The organism is Bradyrhizobium guangdongense, from assembly GCF_004114975.1.
GTDB classification, from domain to species: Bacteria; Pseudomonadota; Alphaproteobacteria; order Rhizobiales; family Xanthobacteraceae; genus Bradyrhizobium; species Bradyrhizobium guangdongense.
In genome coordinates this window covers 6,990,990-7,009,192 of record NZ_CP030051.1, presented here as the reverse complement: position 1 = coordinate 7,009,192, position 18,203 = coordinate 6,990,990, and the positions used below count along the sequence as shown (strand labels likewise).

The following is an 18,203-nucleotide window of genomic DNA, read 5'->3' as shown; positions in this document are numbered from 1 at the left end:
GGACTGACGTCATGCTTATAAGGATAACGACACGCGCCGCGTTGATTGCGGCGCTGGCCCTGACGACTGCGGCGGCATGGCCGCGCGTCGCCAGCGCGGAAACCGTGTTGCGCATCGGCATGACGGCTGCCGATATTCCGCGCACCCTCGGTCAGCCCGATCAAGGCTTTGAGGGCAACCGTTTTACCGGCGTCACCATGTATGACGCGCTCACCGGCTGGGACCTGTCCTCGGCCGACAAGGCCAGCGTCGTCATCCCCGGCCTTGCGACCGAGTGGAAGGTCGATGACGCAGACAAGACCAAATGGATGTTCAAGCTGCGCCCCGGCGTGACCTTCCATGACGGCACGCCTTTCAACGCCGATGCCGTGGTGTGGAACGTCGAGAAGGTGCTGAAGCAGGACGCGCCGCAGTTCGATGCCAGCCAGGTCGGCGTCACCGCCTCCCGTATGCCGACGCTGGCTTCTGCCAGGAAGATCGACGACATGACGGTCGAGCTCACCACCAAGGAGCCCGACAGCTTCCTGCCGATCAACCTCACCAACCTCTTCATGGCGAGCCCGGCGAAGTGGCAGCATTTCTATGACAAGGCTGAAGGCGCCGACGCCAAGGCAAAGTCGCAGGCCGCCTGGGCCGCGTTTGCCAAGGACGCGGCGGGCACCGGCCCGTGGAAGATGGCGAGTTTCACCCCGCGCGAGCGGCTCGAGCTGGTCAAGAACGCGGATTATTGGGACAAGGCCCGCGTGCCTAAGATCGACAAGATGGTGCTCTTGCCGATGCCGGAAGCCAATGCACGCACCGCAGCGCTGCTTTCCGGACAGGTCGACTGGATCGAGGCGCCGGCGCCGGATGCGCTGCCCGAGCTCAAGCAGCGCGGCTTCAAACTCTACGCCAACGAGCAGCCGCATGTCTGGCCGTGGCAGTTCTCGCGCATCGAAGGCTCGCCCTGGAACGACATCCGCGTGCGCAAGGCCGCCAATCTCTGCATCGATCGCGAAGGTCTCAAGGACGGATTGCTCGCGGGCCTGATGGTGCCCGCCACCGGCACCTTCGAGCCCGGCCATCCCTGGCGGGGAAAACCGAGCTTCGAGATCAAGTACGACAAGCCGGCTGCGCAGAAGCTGATGCAGGAGGCCGGCTTCGGCCCGAACAAGAAGCTGACGGTGAAGGTCCAGACGTCTGCTTCAGGTTCGGGTCAGATGCAGCCGCTGCCGATGAACGAATATCTGCAGCAGGCGCTCGCCGAATGTTATTTCGACGTGCAGCTCGACGTCATCGAGTGGAATACGCTGTTCACCAACTGGCGCCGCGGCGCCAAGGACCCCAGCGCCAATGGCTCGAACGCGACCAATGTCACCTATGCGGCGATGGATCCGTTCTTTGCGCTGGTGCGCTTCCTGCAATCGGGCATGGCGCCGCCGGTCTCGAACAATTGGGGTTTCATCAACAATCCCAAGTTCGACGAGCTGGTGAAGAAGGCCCGGCAGACCTTTGATCCTGCCGCGCGCGACGCCGCTCTCGCCGAGCTGCACGCCGCTTCGGTCGACGACGCTGCCTTCCTCTACGTCGCCCACGACGTCGGCCCGCGCGCCATGAGCCCGAAGGTGACAGGCGTGATCCAGCCGAAGAGCTGGTTCATCGACTTCTCGCCGATCTCGATACAGTGAGGTGAGCACCCTGGTAGGGCTCCCCTCCCCCTTGTGGGGAGGGGTTGGGGAAGGGGGCCCACACGCGCAGTCTCTCTGTGGCCACCCCTCTCCCTAACCCTCCCCACAAGGGGGGAGGGAACCCTCCCATTGTGCGTCCCTCACTGAAGCCCACGCAATCTTGCGATACCACGTCAGGTCAATCAGTGCTCGCCTATACCGCCAGACGCATCGTCTATGTCATCCCGATCGTGATCAGCGTGGCGCTGGTGTGCTTTCTGCTCGTGCACATCACGCCGGGCGATCCGCTGGTCGCTGTGTTGCCGGCCGACGCTTCGCAGGAGCTCGCCGCGCAGCTGCGCGCCGCCTATGGCTTCGACCGGCCGCTGCCGGTGCAGTTCGGGCTCTGGCTGCTCCGCGCGCTGCACGGCGATCTCGGCAATTCCATCGCCACCGGCCGCCCCGTGCTCGCCGAGGTCATGCGCGCGGTCGGCAACACGGTCACGCTCGCAATCGCTGCCGCGATCATCGGCTTCACGATGGGCATTCTGCTCGGCCTGATCGCCGGCTATTTTCGCGAAACCTGGATCGACAAGGTCGCGACCTCCTTTGCCATCGCCGGCGTTGCGGTGCCGCATTACTGGCTCGGCATGCTGCTCGTCATCATCTTCTCGGTCGAGCTGAACTGGCTGCCGGCCGTCGGCGCCGGACCCAACGGCTCCAATTCCTGGGCCTGGGACTGGGCGCACCTGAAATATCTGGTGCTGCCGGCGATCACGACCTCGGTGATCCCGATGGGTATCGTCACCCGCACGGTCCGCGCGCTGTCCGGCGACATCCTCTCGCAGGATTTCGTCGAGGCGCTGCGCGCAAAAGGCCTGCATGAGCGCGGCGTATTCCGTCACGTCGTCAAGAACGCCGCGCCGACCGCGCTCGCCGTGATGGGGCTTCAGCTCGGCTACATGCTCGGCGGCTCGATCCTGATTGAGACCGTGTTCTCCTGGCCGGGCTCGGGCTTCCTGCTCAACTCCGCGATCTTCCAGCGCGACCTGCCGCTGCTGCAGGGCACGATCCTGGTGCTGGCGCTGTTCTTCGTCTTTCTCAATCTCCTGGTCGACATCGCGCAGGCCGCGATCGATCCGCGCATCAAGCGGGGCTAGTGGGATGAGCCGAGCTGTAGCCGCGCAAAAGGTCCGCCCCCTCTCCCGCTTGCGGGGAAGGGCCGGGGTGGGGGTCTCTCCACGCGCGAGGAACCCCAAGAGGAGAAAACCCTTACCCGCGCCTTCGGCGCGACCTCTCCCGCAGGCGGGCGAGGTACACCACCTGCTTGGCTCGCGTCGATCGTCTCAACTTTCGGAAGCGACCCGATGACCGAGCTTCCATTGTCCGCCCCCAGCGACGCCGCACTGCAGGCCGCCCCTGCCACCAAGGCGCGCGGTTATTGGGCAACCGTGGGCCGCCGTATCCTGCGCGACAAGGTCAGCATGGCCTGCGCGATCGTGCTGTTGCTGGTCTTCGTCTCCGCGATCCTGGCACCATGGCTGGGACTGGAAGATCCGTACAAGGGCTCGATGATCCGCCGCCTCCGCCACATCGGGACCCCAGGCTATCCGCTCGGCACCGACGAGCTCGGCCGCGACATGCTGGCGCGGCTGATCTATGGCGGGCGGTTGTCGCTGGTCATCGGCATTCTGCCTGTCATCCTCGCTTTCGGCATCGGGACCTCGGTCGGCATCATTGCCGGCTATGTCGGCGGCAGGCTCAATACCGCGATCATGCGCACGGTCGACGTGTTCTACGCCTTCCCTTCCGTGCTGCTCGCGATTGCGATCTCCGGCGCACTGGGCGCCGGCATCCTCAACTCCATCGTGGCGCTGACCATCGTGTTCGTGCCGCAGATCACCCGCGTCGCCGAAAGCGTCACCACAGGCGTGCGCAACATGGATTTCGTCGAGGCCGCGCGCGCCTCCGGCGCCGGGCCGTTCACCATCATGCGCGTGCACATTCTCGGCAACGTGTTGGGGGCGATCTTCGTCTATGCCACCAGCCTCATTTCGGTCTCGATGATCCTGGCCGCCGGTCTCTCCTTCCTCGGCCTCGGCACCAAGCCGCCCGAGCCGGAATGGGGCCTGATGCTGAACACCTTGCGGACCGCGATCTACGTCAACCCCTGGGTCGCGGCATTGCCGGGTGCGATGATCTTTGCAGTCTCGATCTGCTTCAACCTGCTCTCGGACGGCCTGCGCAGCGCCATGGATATCAGGAACTGAGATGATGGGATCGACACAGACTGCCACAGCGGCGGTGCCCCACCTCTCCCACAGGGAGAGGTCGGATCGCATCGCAAGGTGCGGTCCGGGTGAGGGGTTACGCTCCACCGAGTTTGCCGCGCCCCCTCACCCGGCGCTGCGCGCCGACCTCTCCCCGACGGGGAGAGGTGGGAGACCGCGGCCATGAGCGAGAGCAACAATTCCGTTGAAATGCTGGAGCCCGTCGAGGATGTCGGCGGGGTCGCGCAGCCGTTGCTTCAGGTGAACGGGCTGACCAAGCATTTCCCGGTGCGCGGCGGGCTGTTCGCCGCGAAGCGGACCGTGCGCGCCGTCGACAACGTCTCCTTCTCCGTAGCCAAAGGCGAGACCGTCGGCATCGTCGGCGAATCCGGCTGCGGCAAGTCCACCACCGCGCGCCTCTTGATGCATTTGATGCCGCGCGACACCGGCGACATCATCTATGACGGCATGACCGTGGGCCCGTCGCTGAGCTTGCGCGCGCTGCGCCGCGGCATGCAGATGGTGTTCCAGGATTCCTATGCTTCGCTCAATCCGCGCCTGACGATCGAGGAATCCATCGCTTTCGGCCCGAAGGTCCACGGCATGGCCGATGGTGCGGCGCGGGCGTTGGCGCGCGAGCTGCTCGGCAAGGTCGGTCTGGTACCTGCAAATTTCGCGAGCCGCTATCCGCACGAGATCTCCGGCGGCCAGCGCCAGCGCGTCAACATCGCACGTGCGCTGGCGCTCTCACCGCGGCTGGTGATCCTGGACGAAGCCGTCTCCGCGCTCGACAAATCCGTCGAGGCGCAGGTGCTCAACCTGCTCGCCGACCTCAAGCGCGAATTCGGCCTGACCTATCTCTTTATCAGCCATGACCTCAACGTCGTCCGCTACATCAGCGACCGCGTGCTTGTCATGTATCTCGGCGAGGTCGTCGAGCTCGGTCCGGTCGATCAGGTCTGGGACAGCCCGGCGCATCCCTATACGCGTGCCTTGCTGGCGGCGATGCCGTCCTCCGATCCTGACAGGCGCACCGAGAAGCCGCCGATCTCGGGCGACCCGCCCAATCCAATCGACCCGCCCGCGGGCTGCCGCTTCCATACCCGTTGTCCGTTTGCGGAGCCGCTCTGCGCAAATGCGTCACCAAAGCTTACGGCGCTGGATAATATGGGCCACGAGGCTGCGTGCTACATGGCCATTCCGGGATCGGGCCATAGCCTCGCGCCGAGGGAGACGAATTCATGACCAGACCGACACCGAAAGAGATCAAGCCTATCGCGCAACTTGCCGGCATCTCCGTGGATGACGAGATCGCGACCCGCATCTCAAATTCCATCGGGCCGGCCTTCGAAGGTTTTGCGGCCATCGCCGGCACGCTGCCGTTCGACCTCGAGCCCGCGCACTATCCTCTCGCGCAGACCCAGAAGGTGTCGAAGTGAGCCTCGAACCCGCCTTGATGACGCTCACCGAGGTCGCGCGTGCGATCGCGATGAAGCAGCTGTCTTCGCATGAGGTGACGCGCGCGCTGCTGCACCGCATTGCGCAGTGGCAGCCGCATCTCAACGCCTTCATGTCGATTGAATCGGAGGCCGCGCTCAAAGCGGCCGGTGTCGCCGACGCGGAGTTTGCCAAAGGCGAGGCGCGCGGCCCATTGCACGGCGTGCCGCTCGCCCACAAGGACATGTATTACGATGCCGGCCACGTCGCGACCTGTGGCTCGCTGATCCGCCGCGATTTCGTGCCGACGGTGACGTCCACGGCTTTGCAACGTCTGAAGGACGCCGGTCAGATCAGGCTCGGCACGCTGCATTTGGCCGAATTCGCCTATGGCCCGACCGGGCACAACGCCCATTACGGCCCGGTGCGCAATCCCTGGAACCTCGCGCATATCACGGGCGGTTCGTCCTCTGGCTCCGGCTCGTCGGTCGCCGCGCGCCTGACCTATGCGGCGCTGGGCTCGGACACCGGCGGCTCGATCCGCATGCCCGCGCATTTCTGCGGCGTCACGGGGCTGAAGACCACCGTTGGTCGTGTCAGCCGCGCCGGCGCGATGCCGCTGTCGCAATCGCTCGACACCGTCGGCCCGCTCGCGCGCACCGCGGAGGATTGCGCGCTGCTGCTGGCGCTGATCGCCGGCCCCGATCCTGAAGACTCGACCGCAAGCCATGAGCCGCTGTCGGACTACGTCGCGGCGACCAAGAGTTCGCTGAAAGGTTTGAAGATAGGAGTGCCCGCGTCCTTCTATGTCGACGATCTCGACAGCGAGGTCGCGCGCGTGCTGGACGAAACCATCGCCGTGCTCAAGCGCGAGGGCGCCGATATCGTCAAGGTCGAGCTGCCCGACCAGCGGCAATTGTCGTCGGCGAGCCAGCTCGTGCTGGCCGCCGAAGCGGCCGCCTTCCACAAGCGCTGGATGATCGAGCGGCCGCAGGATTATGGCGCGCAGACCTTGATGCGGCTGCAGAACGGGCTCGCCATTCCCGCCATTACTTATCTCGAGGCGATGCGCTGGCGCGGCCCGGCACTCGCCGCGCACAATGCGGCAGCTGCAGGCGTTGATGCGATCGTCGCTCCGGCCTCGCCGATCCCGGCGCCGACGATCGAGGAGAGCGATGTCGGCGGCGGACCCAACGCGCCGGCTTTGCTGCAGCGGCTGACGCTGTTCACGCGTCCCGTGAACTTCCTGGGCCTGCCGTCGCTCACGGTGCCCTCGGGCTTCACCAGGAGCGGCCTGCCTGTCGGCATGCAGCTGATCGGCCGGTCCTTCGATGAAGCGACGCTGCTCACCATCGGCGCCGCGTTCCAGCGCGTCACCGACTATCACGACCGGGTACCCAAGCTGCCGTCATGACCAAGCTCGTCGAGATCTCAGACCTCAACATCCGCTTCACCGGCGAGCGCACGGTCCATGCCGTGAACGATCTCGGTGTCTCGCTCGGCGATAGTGAGGTGCTGGGCCTGCTCGGCGAGTCCGGTTCGGGCAAGAGCGTGACGCTGCGCGCATTGATGCGGCTGTTGCCGAAGAAGCGCACGCAGATCACGGGCACGGTCAAGGTGATGGGCCGAGACGTGCTCGCGATGAACGATGAGGAATTGTCGTCGTTCCGCGGCCAGACGGTGTCGATGATCTTCCAGGAACCCGCGCTGGCGCTCGATCCCGTCTACACCATCGGTGCGCAGATCGCCGAAAGCGTCGTGCGCCACGAAGGCAGGAGCTATGCCGAGGGCAGGGCGCGGGCGCTTGAGATGCTCGATGTCGTGCGCATCCCCTCCGCAAGACGCCGGCTGGACGCCTATCCGCACGAGATGTCCGGCGGCATGCGCCAGCGCGCGATGATTGCGCTCGCGCTGGCTTGCCGGCCCAAAATCCTGCTGGCGGACGAGCCGACCACCGCCCTCGATGCCACCGTGCAGATCCAGATCCTGCTCCTGCTTCGCGAGTTGCAGCGCGAGTTCGGCATGTCCGTCATCTTCGTGACCCACGACATCGGCGTCGCCATCGAGATCTGCGACCGCATCGCGGTGATGTATGCCGGCCAGGTCGTGGAGCAGGGGAGCCTTCGCGAGATCGTCCGCTCGCCGGTCCACCCCTATGCCAAGGGCCTGCTTGCCTCGACCATTCATGGCGCGAGGCGCGGCCAGCGCTTGGAGACCATCCCCGGCACCCCGCCGTCGCTGGCCGAAAAGCCGAACTGCTGCTCCTTCGCCCCCCGCTGCAAGCTCGTCGAACCGCGCTGCCTGGAGCAGCTGCCCGAAAGCACCGAGATCGGGCCCGGGCGGGCGGCGCGATGCGTGCTGGCCGGGCCGGTGGTTGCGACGTAATCGGCGCGCTCCGGCCGCGCGCCTCCGAACGCCGAAATTCCCTGCGCCAACATGCCCTTGTCGCGATCCACCGCGTCCGCTCCGCTTGCGCGATGTCTACTGTGCATGGGGTTGTTTTCGCGATTCATGTTTGAGTGGTTCCCTTCGGAGACCAGCATTCAGACCCCATTCATCCCGGTTCCGGTTCCATGGCCTCGTTCACGGAGAGGGACTTCAGCTTATGTACATTTCTGGCCAAAGCCTCATCATCATCCTGTTCGTCGGCCTGGTCGCCGGCTGGCTCGCCGGCAAGGTCGTGCGGGGGGAGCGGGTTCGGCATCGTCGGCGACATCGTGATCGGCATCGCCGGCGCGTTCGTCGCGAGCTTCCTGTTCCCCAGGCTCGGCATCCATCTCGGCCTCGGGTTGGTCTCGGAGATCATCTATTCCGCGATCGGCGCCGTCATCCTGCTGCTGGTGGTCCGGCTGGTGCGCGGCGGCGGCCGGCTTTAGCGGGTTAGCGGCTCAATCAACCTTCCGCCTCTCCCTGGCCTGGGGAGAGGCGCCGTCTTTGCCGGAAAAAGCCGCAAAGCCTGTGAAATACCGGACTTGCGCATCGGGCTATCCGGGGTAGATGTGGCCGAGGCCGGATTAATTCGATTGCGTTGCCCGCGGGAAGAACGCGATATTAATCCGGGCGAGGTAAGCCTCGATTTACCCAGGAAATCAGGGGCTTTGCCCCTCACCCGAAAGAGAGATCAGACTGATGGCAGCCGTTCCCGGCCTTCGCCGTTCAGAGCTCGGTGACGCGCTGCGTGCCTGCCGCACGGCGTTCGTCGGCGTCGGCTTCATGAGCTGCATGATCAACCTGCTCTATCTGACCGGGTCGATCTTCATGCTGGAGGTCTACGACCGGGTGCTGCCGAGCCGCAGCATTCCGACGCTGGTCGGGCTGATTGTCCTCGCCGGCGGTCTTTACGCGGCGCAAGGCGTGCTCGATATGATCCGCAGCCGCATCCTGGGACGGGTCGGCACCGCGCTCGACGAGGCGCTGAACAAGCGGGTGTTCGACACCATCGTGCGCCTGCCGCTGCTGGTCGGCAGCCGCAACGAGGGGCTTCAGCCGCTGCGCGACCTCGATAATGTCCGCTCCTTCCTCGGCGGCATGGGCCCGAGCGCGTTCTTCGACCTGCCCTGGCTGCCGCTCTATCTCGCCATCTGTTTCGCTTTCCACGTCATGATCGGCGTGACCGCCCTGGTCGGCGCCGTCATCCTGGTCGGGCTGACGCTGGTCACCGAGTTCCTGTCCCGCCAGCCTGCGAAGGAGGCGATGGGCCTTGCCGCCCGGCGCAACGACCTCGCCCAGTCCAGCCGCCGCAATGCCGAGGTGCTGGTGGCGATGGGCATGGCCGGCCGGCTCAACCAGCGCTGGAGCGAGGCCAACGAAAAATATCTCTCCGGCAATCAGCGTGCGAGCGACGTCGCCGGCGGCCTCGGTGCGATCGCAAAAGTGCTGCGCATGATGCTGCAATCGGCGGTGCTCGCGGTCGGTGCCTATCTCGTCATCCACCAGGAGGCGACCGCCGGCATCATCATCGCGGGCTCGATCCTCTCGGCCCGCGCGCTGGCGCCGGTCGATCTTGCGATCGCGCACTGGAAATCCTTCGTCGCGGCCCGCCAGAGCTGGCACCGTCTCAGCCGTCTGTTGGAACAGATGCCGGCGCAGGCGTTGCGGACCCAGTTGCAGGCGCCCACCAAGCGGCTCTCGGTCGAAGGCGTCGCCATGGTGGCGCCGGGCGACCAGCGACTGATCGTCCAGGACGTGACGTTTGCGCTCGAGGCCGGCAACGGGCTCGGCGTGATCGGGCCGAGCGGCTCCGGCAAATCCTCGCTGATCCGCGCGCTGGTCGGCGTCTGGCATCCGGTGCGCGGCAAGGTCCGGCTCGACGGTGCGGCGCTCGACCAATGGTCGAGCGACGTGCTCGGCAGCCATATCGGTTATCTGCCGCAGGACGTCGAGCTGTTCGGCGGCAGCATCGCGCAGAACATCAGCCGCTTCGATCCCGAGGCGACCTCCGACGCCATCATCGCCGCGGCCAAGGAAGCCGGCGTGCACGAGATGATCATCAAGATGCGCGAGGGCTACAATACGCAGGTCGGCGAGCAGGGCTCTTCGTTGTCCGCAGGCCAAGCCCAGCGCGTGGCGCTGGCGCGCGCGCTCTACGGCAATCCGTTCCTGATCGTGCTGGACGAGCCCAATTCCAATCTCGACACCGAAGGCGACGAGGCGTTGACCCGCGCGATCCGCAGCGCGCGCGAACGCGGTGCGATCGTCATCGTCGTGGCGCATCGCCCGATCGGGGTCGAGGCAGTCGATCAGATCCTGGTGCTCCGTGATGGCCGCATGCAGGCGTTCGGACCGAAGGAGCAGGTGCTCGCCCAGGTGCTCCAGCCCCGCGTCGCGCCGCCGGCGCCGATCAAGGTCGTCAGCGAAGGCGGAGTGGCCAAAGCATGAGCACGGTGACGGTTGGCGGCACAAAGCCCGCCGCGCCCAAGACTGTCCGGGAGTCGATCCGGTTTCACCTGATCCTCGGGATTTCGATTGTGCTGCTGCTGGCCGTCGGCCTCGGCGGCTGGGCTTCGACCGTGCTGATCTCAGGCGCGCTGATCGCGCCGGGTCAGATCGTGGTCGAATCCAACGTCAAGAAGGTGCAGCATCCGACCGGCGGCGTGGTCGGCGAGGTGCGCGCCCGCGACGGCGACGTGGTCAAGGCCGGCGACATCGTGGTGCGGCTCGACGACACCGTCACCAAGGCGAACCTCGCCATCGTGGTCAAGAATCTCGACGCCGCCCAGGCGCGTGCGGCGCGGCTCCAGGCCGAGCAGCGCGGACTCGACAAGATCGAGTTTCCGCAATCGCTGCGCGATCGCATCAGCGATCCCGACGTCAAGACGCTGATCGACAGCGAAAGCAAGCTGTTCGACGTTCGCGTCAACGGCCGCGCCGGCCAGAAGGCGCAGCTCCGCGAACGCATCCAGCAGCTCAACGAGGAGATCGAGGGTCTCCAGGCGCAGGAGACAGCCAAGGACAAGGAGATCAGCCTGGTGCAGCAGGAGCTCACCGGCGTGCGCGATCTCTACGACAAGCATCTGGTGCAGATTTCGCGCCTGACCACGCTGGAGCGCGACAGCGCCCGCCTCAACGGCGAGCGGGCGCAATACATCGCCTCGCGGGCGCAGGCCAAGGGCAAGATCACCGAGACCGAGCTCCAGATCATCCAGGTCGACAAGGACATGGTCAGCGAGGTCTCCAAGGATCTGCGCGAGACCAACGACAAGATCGGCGAGCTGATCGAGCGCAAGGTCGCCGCCGAGGACCAGCTCCGCCGCGTCGACATTCGCGCTCCGCAGGACGGCATGGTGCTGCAATCGACGGTGCACACCGTCGGCGGCGTCGTCACCGCCGGCGATACGCTGATGTTGATCGTGCCGCAGAGCGACAATCTCCAGGTCGAGGCCAAGGTCAACCCGGTCGATATCGACAAGCTGCAGATCGGCCAGAAGACGCTGCTGCGTCTCTCCGCCTTCAACCAGCGCACCACGCCCGAACTCAACGGCGTCGTCAGCCGCGTCTCTCCTGACGTCACCACCGACCAGCGCACCGGCCAGAGCTACTATACGATCCGCGTGTCGATGTCCGCCGAGGAGGTCGCCCGGCTCGGCGATTCCAAGCTGATCCCCGGCATGCCGGTGGAGGCCTTCGTCCAGACCGGCGACCGCACCATGCTGTCGTATCTCTTGAAGCCGCTGCACGACCAGTTCATGCGAGCCTTTCGCGAGAAGTGACACGCGACAATCTCGGTTGCGTAGGGTGGGTTAGGCGAAGCCTAACCAACCCTACGAGACCTCTTTCTTTGCTATAGTTCGACTCGAAGCCCCAACAACCCGGCGCTCGAACGATGCAATCTCCACCCTCTATCGCCACCGAATCCTTCTCCGATGCCTCCGCGGCCGTTGCCCGCCTCGAAGAAATCTACGAGCGCAACACCAAGTTCCTGCGCGACCGGTTCGAGGCCTATGTCTCAGGCGAGGCGATCACGGCGCGGGTGCGGGCCTATTATCCTTTCGTGCGCCTCACCACCGCCACGCATGCGCGGCTGGATTCGCGTCTGTCCTACGGTTTCGTCGCAGGCCCCGGCGTGCACGAGACCAGCGTGACGCGGCCGGATTTGTTTCGCAGCTATTTGACCGAGCAGATCGGCCTGCTGATCCAGAACCACGGCGTTCCCGTCGAAATCGGCGTGTCCAATGAGCCGATCCCGATTCACTTCGCCTATCGCCGCGACATCAACATCGAAGCGGCCATCACCACCAGCGAGAATTCGTCCGTCGCACGATCGCTGCGCGATGCGTTCGACGTGCCGGATCTCGCCACCATGGACGATGCCATCGCGGACGGCACCTTCGAGCTTCGGCCTGATGCACCCGAGCCGCTGTCGCTGTTCCGCGCCGCGCGCATCGACTACTCGCTGCGCCGGCTCTATCACTACACCGGCACCGATCCCGAGCATTTCCAGAATTTCGTGATCTTCACCAACTACCAGTTCTACGTCGACGCCTTCGCGCAGCTCTGCCAGCAGCGGCTTCAGGCCGGCGAAGCCGGCCTCGAGGCCTTCGTCGCGCCCGGCAATGTGATCACGCGTAGCGGCGGAGCGACGAGCGGCGATGCGCCCTTGCGTAGCCCGCAGATGCCGGCCTTTCATCTCGTCGCGCCCGGCTATCGCGGCATCACCCTGATCAATATCGGCACCGGTCCGTCCAACGCGCGCAACGTCACCGATCACGTTGCGGTGCTGCGGCCGCATGCCTGGCTGATGCTGGGGCATTGCGCCGGCCTGCGCAACACGCAGCGGCTCGGCGATTATGTGCTCGCGCATGGCTATGTGCGCGAGGACCATGTGCTCGATCGCGAGCTGCCGCTGTGGGTGCCGATCCCGGCGCTGGCCGAGATGCAGGTCGCGCTGGAACAGGCGGTCGAGGACGTCACGGGCCTGGAAGGTTTCGAGCTCAAGCGCCTGATGCGCACGGGCACCGTCGCCAGCGTCGACAACCGCAATTGGGAGATCTCCGGCCCCGAGGTGATCCGCCGTATGTCCCAGTCGCGCGCGGTTGCGCTCGACATGGAATCGGCCACGATCGCCGCCAATGGCTACCGCTTCCGCGTGCCCTACGGCACGCTGCTCTGCGTCTCCGACAAGCCGTTGCATGGCGAGATCAAGCTCGCCGGCATGGCCAGCGAGTTCTACCGTCGCCGCGTCGGTCAGCATCTCGAGATCGGCCTCAAGGCGCTGGAGCGGCTCAAGCAGCAGGAATCGGAGCGGCTGCATTCGCGCAAGCTTCGCAGCTTTGCCGAAGTGGCGTTCCAGTAGCGGGAAGCCGCTCTTTGGTGCTGACAAGCGCTGCGATTTTCAGCATTGTCCGGCCGGGGCTCGACCGGGACGACTTATGCCACTGACGCGCGACAGGATCATCGGCCATGATCTCGAACGGCTGGCCTTTTGCTTCACCATGCTGAGCGAGGATGAAGTCGTGCAGTGCCAGATCAGCGATGCCGCGATGGATGAACTCGCGGGCATGCAAGGCACCGAGAGCAGCGCGCGGCAGGCGCAGTTCACGTCGCTGCGCGAGACCATCGAGCGGATCGCCTCGGACCTCTACGACGAGGCGCCGCGGTTCAAAGGCTATGTGGTGCGGATCTTCATACGGCATCTGGGACGGTGAGTAGGCCGGCTGTCACCGCCCCTCCAATTTCTTCAGCAACAATTTCAGCGCCGTCGCCGCGAACACCTGCATATTCGCGAATCGGTCGTTGCTATCGGTTTCCAGCGTCATCACCTCGGCCGCAGGTCCCGCCACCGCCATGCAGCTATGGCCGGCGGCATCGCCGTAGCGGTTGCCGGTCGGGCCGGCGGCGCCGGTCTCGGACAGGCCCCAGTCGGAGCTGAAGCGGCCGCGCATCTGTTCGGCCAGCAGTCTGGCGTACGGCTCCGATGAGGAGCGAAAGCCCTTCATTCCTTCATCCGAAATATCCATCAGCACGCGTCGGGCATCGCGGGTGTAGACCACCGCGCCTCCGAGGAAATAGGCGGAGGCGCCGGGCACCGCGAGCAGGCTGGCCGCGATCAGCCCGCCGGCCGAGGATTCCGCGACTGCGAGAGTCTCTTTGCGCGCGATCAGTTTGGCGGCCGCCTGTTCCGCAATGCCGATGAGCTCTTTCATCCCGTACCCCTGTTCCCTCGCATCCGAGCTCCGCCTTCCTAGCATATGACGGAAGCCTTGGCCGAGTTGCGGGCGACGGGCAGGCCTGCTTGAATGATGGAGACAAGAAGAGCCAGGCGAGGAAACGTGAGAAGGCAGACGTCATGACGTCCCTGATCCCCGGTGGGGTGGACTGCGATGTGCATCCGGCCGTGCCGCATCTGACCAGCCTGCTGCCGTACCTGAACGACTATTGGCGCGATCAGGTGACGACGCGCGGCATGGTCGACCTCGTCTCGCAGTCCTATCCGCAGAACTCGCCGATCACCGCGCGACCCGACTGGCGTCCCGAGAACGGAAAGCCCGGCGAGAGGCTGCAGGACATGCAGCGCCACGTGCTCGATCCCTTCCAGCTCGAGTTCGCGATCTGCAATCCGCTTTACGGCGTGCAGATGGTGTTTTCGGAGGACATGCAGGCTGCCTTCTGCCGCGCGGTCAACGAATGGCTGGCAAAGGAGTGGCTCGATCGCGAGTCCCGCCTGCGTGGCTCGATCGTCATCCCGACCCAAAGCATCGAGAGAGCCGTCGCCGAGATCGAGCGCTGCGCAGGGGACAGGCGCTTCGTGCAGGTGCTGATGCTGGTCATGGGCGACACCCCGCTCGGCAAGCGCGCGCTGTGGCCGATCTACGAGGCGGCCGAACGACACGATCTGCCGGTGGGTATCCACGCCGGTTCCGCCTATCACAACCCTCCGACCGCAGTGGGTTGGGGTTCCTACCACATCGAGGATTATGTCGGTCAGGCCCAGGCGTTCCAGACCCAGCTCACCAGTCTGATCGTGGAAGGCGTATTCGCCAAATATCCGCGGCTGAAAATGGTGATGCTGGAATCCGGCGTCTCCTGGATCTCGCCTTATCTCTGGCGATTGCACAAGTTCTGGCGCGGCGTGCGGATGGAGACGCCATGGGTCGATCGCGCGCCGCTCGAGATTGTGCGCAGCAACATCCGCTTCTCATTACAGCCATTTGATGCGCCGCCGGACACGGCGACATTAAATCGCCTGTTTGAGCATATGCAGTCCGACGAATTGGTCCTATTCTCCACGGACTATCCGCACTGGCAGTTCGACGGCCAGGATGCGCTGCCCGAGGGGCTCGCCCCCGATCTCGTGCGCAAGATCATGATCGACAATCCACATGCGACCTATCCCCGCCTGAAATGAGCCCGCTGCCAAAGGAGGCAAGGCGATGAATATCCAGTTCCGCGAGAGCCAAGAAACTGCTTCCCCTCTGACATCAAAGACCGCGATTGCGGACTGCGACATCCATCCGGCACGTGCCACCCGGACCGAGCTTTATCCCTACCTCGCCAAGCGCTGGCAACATCACCTCGAAGTCTACGGTGTCCATGCCTATCAGGGCATGATGGAAGGCCCGCCCTATCCGAAGGCCCAACCCAACGCCTCGCGCCGCGATGCCTATCCGCCGGAAGGCGGGCCGCAGGGCTCGTCGCTCTCCTTCATGCAGAAGCAGCTGCTCGACCGCAACAATGTGCAGCTCGGCGTGCTTAATCCGCTGGGTACCGGGCAGGGCATTCGCAACCACGAGCTCTCGGCTGCGCTGTGCTCGGCGATCAACGACTGGCAGATCGACAAATGGACCAGCAAGGACAAGCGGCTCAAGGCGTCCATTGTCGTCGGCAATGAGGATGGCTTGTCGGCGGCCGCCGAGATCCGCGAGCGCGCCGGCGACAAGAACTTCGTGCAGGTGCTGCTGCTGAGCCGCAACGTCGAGCCGCTCGGCCAGCGCCGTTATTGGCCGATCTATCAGGCTGCGGAAGAGGCGGGCCTTCCGGTCGGCGTGCACGCCTTCGGCTTCGGCGGCAATCCGATCACGCCGTCGGGCTGGCCGTCCTATTACATCGAGGAGATGGTGGGCCATTCGCAGTGCCAGCAATCGGCGCTGGCCAGTCTCGTGCTGGAAGGCGTGTTCGAGCGTTTCCCCAAGCTGAAGATGGTGATGATCGAGGCCGGCTTCGGCTGGGCGCCGTCGCTGGCCTGGCGCCTCGACAAGGTCTGGCAGCGACTGCGCAGCGAGGTGCCGCACGTCAAGCGGCCGCCGTCCGAATATATCCGCGAGCAGGTGTGGTGGACCACCCAGCCGATGGAAGATCCGGAGCGGCGCGAAGATCTGTTCGACGTCATCAACTGGATCGGCTGGGATCGGCTGCTGTTCGCGACCGACTATCCGCATTGGGATTATGACGAGCCGTCCCGCGTGCTGCCGGCGGGCGTCAGCGAAGCCAATCGCGAGGCGTTCTATCTCGGCAATGCCAAGAAGCTCTACGGAATAGCTTGATGGCGCGTCATGTGATTGCGCCGGTCAATGAGCTTCCGCCGGGGACGCGAAAGTTGCTGGAGATCGACGGACGGCCGATCGCCGTCTTCAACATCAAGGGCGAGTATTTCGGCCTGATGAACCGCTGTCCGCACCAGGGGGCGGCCTTGTGCGAAGGCCCGTTGATCGGACTTGCGCAGTCCAGGGATCCCGGCGAGATCGAATATACAAAACTCGGCGAGATCATCCGCTGTCCCTGGCATGGCTGGGAGTTCGACATCCGCACGGGCCAGTCCTACTGCGATCCCCGGCGCTTCCGGGTGAAGGCCTATCCAGCCCATGTCGAGCCTGGCGCCAGTGTGGTGAAGGGCCCGTATGTGGCCGAGACGATCCCAGTGACGGTCGAGAGCGATTACGTGGTGGTGGAGCTGTAAGTCCCTTCCGTCATTCCGGGGCGATGCGCAGCATCGAGCCCGGAATCCATCGTGCGTCAGCAATGCTGGGAGAAATGGATTCCGGGCTCGCGACTTTGTCGCGCCCCGGAATGACGATCAACGCCCCGTCGCCGGCTCGGTAGCCGTGTCATAGGTCGGCACCGCCTGCTTGCCCCCGCGATAAACGGCGAGTGCGGCGATGATGCCGAGCGCCGCGCCGAACATGAGCCAGTACGCCGGCGAGGCCTTGTCGCCGTTGGTCATGCTGATCAGCTTGGTCGCCACCGCGGGCGTCGACGTGCCGAAGATGCCCGCGGCCAAGGCGAACGCGATCGAGAAGCAGGTGGTACGGACATGAGCCGGCACGATCTCGACCAGGCATCCCAGCATCGTGCCGCTGTAGACGCCGAAGTAGAGCGAGAACATCATCTGAACAGCCAGCAGCTTCCCGAGTGTGGGAGCTGCCGCGAGCCAGGACAGGGCGGGGTAGGCCGTCAGGAATGACAGGGCCGCGATCGTCACCAGCACCGGTTTGCGGCCAATGCGGTCGGACAGCGCGCCGCCGACCGGATTCCAGATGAAGTTGGTGACAGCAACGAGAAGCGTCACCAACAGCGTTCCGGTCGGCGACAGATTGAGCTGCTTGCCGAAGCCCGGGGCGTACACCGTGATGAAGTAGAAGGTCGTGGTGGTCAGCACGGCGATCATCATGCCGAGAATGACGATGCGCCAGTTCGCGATCGCCGATGCGAAAACTTCGCGCGCGGTCGGGTGCTTCTTCATGGCCAGGAAGGCCGGCGTTTCCTCGAGCGAGCGCCGCAGGAAGAAAATGACCGGGATGATGATGCAGCCGACGAAGAACGGGATACGCCACTTTGCAACGCCCCCGATCACATCCAGGAAGGTGTCGCCGGGAATGAGCTCCCTCAGGATGAAGCCGATGATCGCTGCGACGAAGATCGCGACCTGCTGACTGGATGATTGGAACGAGGTGTAGAAGCCGCGATTGCCGGGCGTGGCGATCTCGGAGAGATAGACGGAAACGCCGCCGAGCTCCACGCCGGCAGAGAAGCCCTGGATCAAGCGGCCGATCAGCACGATGACCGGGGCGGCAACACCGATCGCTGCGTAAGACGGGCAGAACGCGATCACCACGGTGCCGAGCGCCATGAGCGCGAGTGTGAAGATCAGCCCCTGGCGCCGGCCGATACGGTCGATATAGGCACCAAGCACGATCGCGCCCACCGGGCGCATCAGCGCGCCGAGCCAGAACACGCCATACGCATTGAGCAGGGCCGCGGTGTCGTCTGCAGCCGGGAAGAACGCCTTCGCGATATCCTGCGCGTAGAAGCCGAACAGGAAGAAATCGAACTGTTCGAGAAAATTGCCCGATGTGGCGCGCAGGATCGCGCCGATGCGCGACTTGATTGCAGGCGGATTGGTGGCTGGTCCAGCCAT

Annotated in this window: 16 protein-coding genes and 1 pseudogene; 15 read left to right on the top strand and 2 right to left on the bottom strand. The window is 64.9% G+C overall.

Annotated features, from left to right (window positions below; genetic code table 11):
• Positions 1-11: 11 nt before the first annotated feature.
• The 12 genes and pseudogenes from X265_RS33605 (at position 12) to X265_RS33545 (ending at position 13,497) form a co-directional block, all read left to right on the top strand.
• Positions 12-1,667 (top strand): ABC transporter substrate-binding protein, encoded by a 1,656-nt coding sequence (locus X265_RS33605; RefSeq protein WP_128968719.1) that lies wholly within the window; start codon positions 12-14, stop codon positions 1,665-1,667.
• A 185-nt stretch (positions 1,668-1,852) separates the two neighbouring features.
• Entirely contained in the window at positions 1,853-2,806 is a 954-nt protein-coding gene (locus X265_RS33600; RefSeq protein ID WP_128968718.1) for an ABC transporter permease, read from the top strand.
• 207 nt (positions 2,807-3,013) lie between these two features.
• Positions 3,014-3,916: an ABC transporter permease gene (locus X265_RS33595; RefSeq protein ID WP_128968717.1), complete on the top strand. Its 903-nt coding sequence runs from the start codon at positions 3,014-3,016 to the stop codon at positions 3,914-3,916.
• A 183-nt stretch (positions 3,917-4,099) separates the two neighbouring features.
• On the top strand, positions 4,100-5,161 hold the full coding sequence (locus tag X265_RS33585; RefSeq protein WP_164938918.1) for an ABC transporter ATP-binding protein: 1,062 nt from the start codon (positions 4,100-4,102) through the stop codon (positions 5,159-5,161).
• Positions 5,158-5,355, top strand: coding sequence for a hypothetical protein (locus tag X265_RS33580; protein ID WP_128968715.1), 198 nt, complete (start codon positions 5,158-5,160; stop codon positions 5,353-5,355). The genes X265_RS33585 and X265_RS33580 overlap by 4 nt, the downstream gene beginning before the upstream one ends.
• Positions 5,352-6,767 (top strand): amidase, encoded by a 1,416-nt coding sequence (locus X265_RS33575; RefSeq protein ID WP_128968714.1) that lies wholly within the window; start codon positions 5,352-5,354, stop codon positions 6,765-6,767. The genes X265_RS33580 and X265_RS33575 overlap by 4 nt, the downstream gene beginning before the upstream one ends.
• Complete coding sequence (locus X265_RS33570) at positions 6,764-7,738, top strand: ABC transporter ATP-binding protein (RefSeq protein ID WP_128968713.1); 975 nt, start codon at positions 6,764-6,766, stop codon at positions 7,736-7,738. Before X265_RS33575 ends, X265_RS33570 begins: the two co-directional genes overlap by 4 nt.
• Positions 7,739-7,958: 220 nt before the next feature.
• Positions 7,959-8,229, top strand: a pseudogene (locus X265_RS33565) (GlsB/YeaQ/YmgE family stress response membrane protein).
• A 253-nt stretch (positions 8,230-8,482) separates the two neighbouring features.
• Positions 8,483-10,231, top strand: coding sequence for a type I secretion system permease/ATPase (locus tag X265_RS33560; RefSeq protein WP_128968712.1), 1,749 nt, complete (start codon positions 8,483-8,485; stop codon positions 10,229-10,231).
• Entirely contained in the window at positions 10,228-11,562 is a 1,335-nt protein-coding gene (locus X265_RS33555; protein ID WP_128968711.1) for an HlyD family type I secretion periplasmic adaptor subunit, read from the top strand. The genes X265_RS33560 and X265_RS33555 overlap by 4 nt, the downstream gene beginning before the upstream one ends.
• 113 nt (positions 11,563-11,675) lie before the next feature.
• Positions 11,676-13,145: an AMP nucleosidase gene (locus tag X265_RS33550; RefSeq protein WP_128968710.1), complete on the top strand. Its 1,470-nt coding sequence runs from the start codon at positions 11,676-11,678 to the stop codon at positions 13,143-13,145.
• A gap of 76 nt (positions 13,146-13,221) precedes the next feature.
• Positions 13,222-13,497, top strand: a complete 276-nt coding sequence (locus X265_RS33545) for a DUF1488 family protein (RefSeq protein WP_128968709.1) — start codon at positions 13,222-13,224, stop codon at positions 13,495-13,497.
• A 12-nt stretch (positions 13,498-13,509) separates the two neighbouring features.
• Here X265_RS33545 and X265_RS33540 read toward each other — a convergent pair whose 3' ends face one another.
• Positions 13,510-13,995: a CinA family protein gene (locus X265_RS33540; RefSeq protein WP_128968708.1), complete on the bottom strand. Its 486-nt coding sequence runs from the start codon at positions 13,993-13,995 to the stop codon at positions 13,510-13,512.
• 143 nt (positions 13,996-14,138) lie between these two features.
• Between X265_RS33540 and X265_RS33535 the strand changes: the two genes are divergently transcribed.
• The 3 genes from X265_RS33535 to X265_RS33525 are packed head-to-tail and all read left to right on the top strand — an operon-like array spanning position 14,139 to position 16,745.
• Positions 14,139-15,197 carry an amidohydrolase family protein gene (locus X265_RS33535; RefSeq protein WP_128968707.1) on the top strand — a complete coding sequence of 353 codons (1,059 nt, stop codon included), beginning with the start codon at positions 14,139-14,141 and terminating at the stop codon, positions 15,195-15,197.
• Positions 15,198-15,222: 25 nt separating this feature from the next.
• On the top strand, positions 15,223-16,332 hold the full coding sequence (locus tag X265_RS33530; protein WP_128968706.1) for an amidohydrolase family protein: 1,110 nt from the start codon (positions 15,223-15,225) through the stop codon (positions 16,330-16,332).
• Positions 16,332-16,745 carry a Rieske (2Fe-2S) protein gene (locus X265_RS33525; RefSeq protein ID WP_128968705.1) on the top strand — a complete coding sequence of 138 codons (414 nt, stop codon included), beginning with the start codon at positions 16,332-16,334 and terminating at the stop codon, positions 16,743-16,745. The genes X265_RS33530 and X265_RS33525 overlap by 1 nt, the downstream gene beginning before the upstream one ends.
• A gap of 117 nt (positions 16,746-16,862) precedes the next feature.
• On the opposite strand, the gene tcuC is transcribed toward X265_RS33525, so the two are convergent.
• Positions 16,863-18,203 (bottom strand): MFS transporter, encoded by a 1,341-nt coding sequence (gene tcuC, locus X265_RS33520; protein ID WP_128968704.1) that lies wholly within the window; start codon positions 18,201-18,203, stop codon positions 16,863-16,865.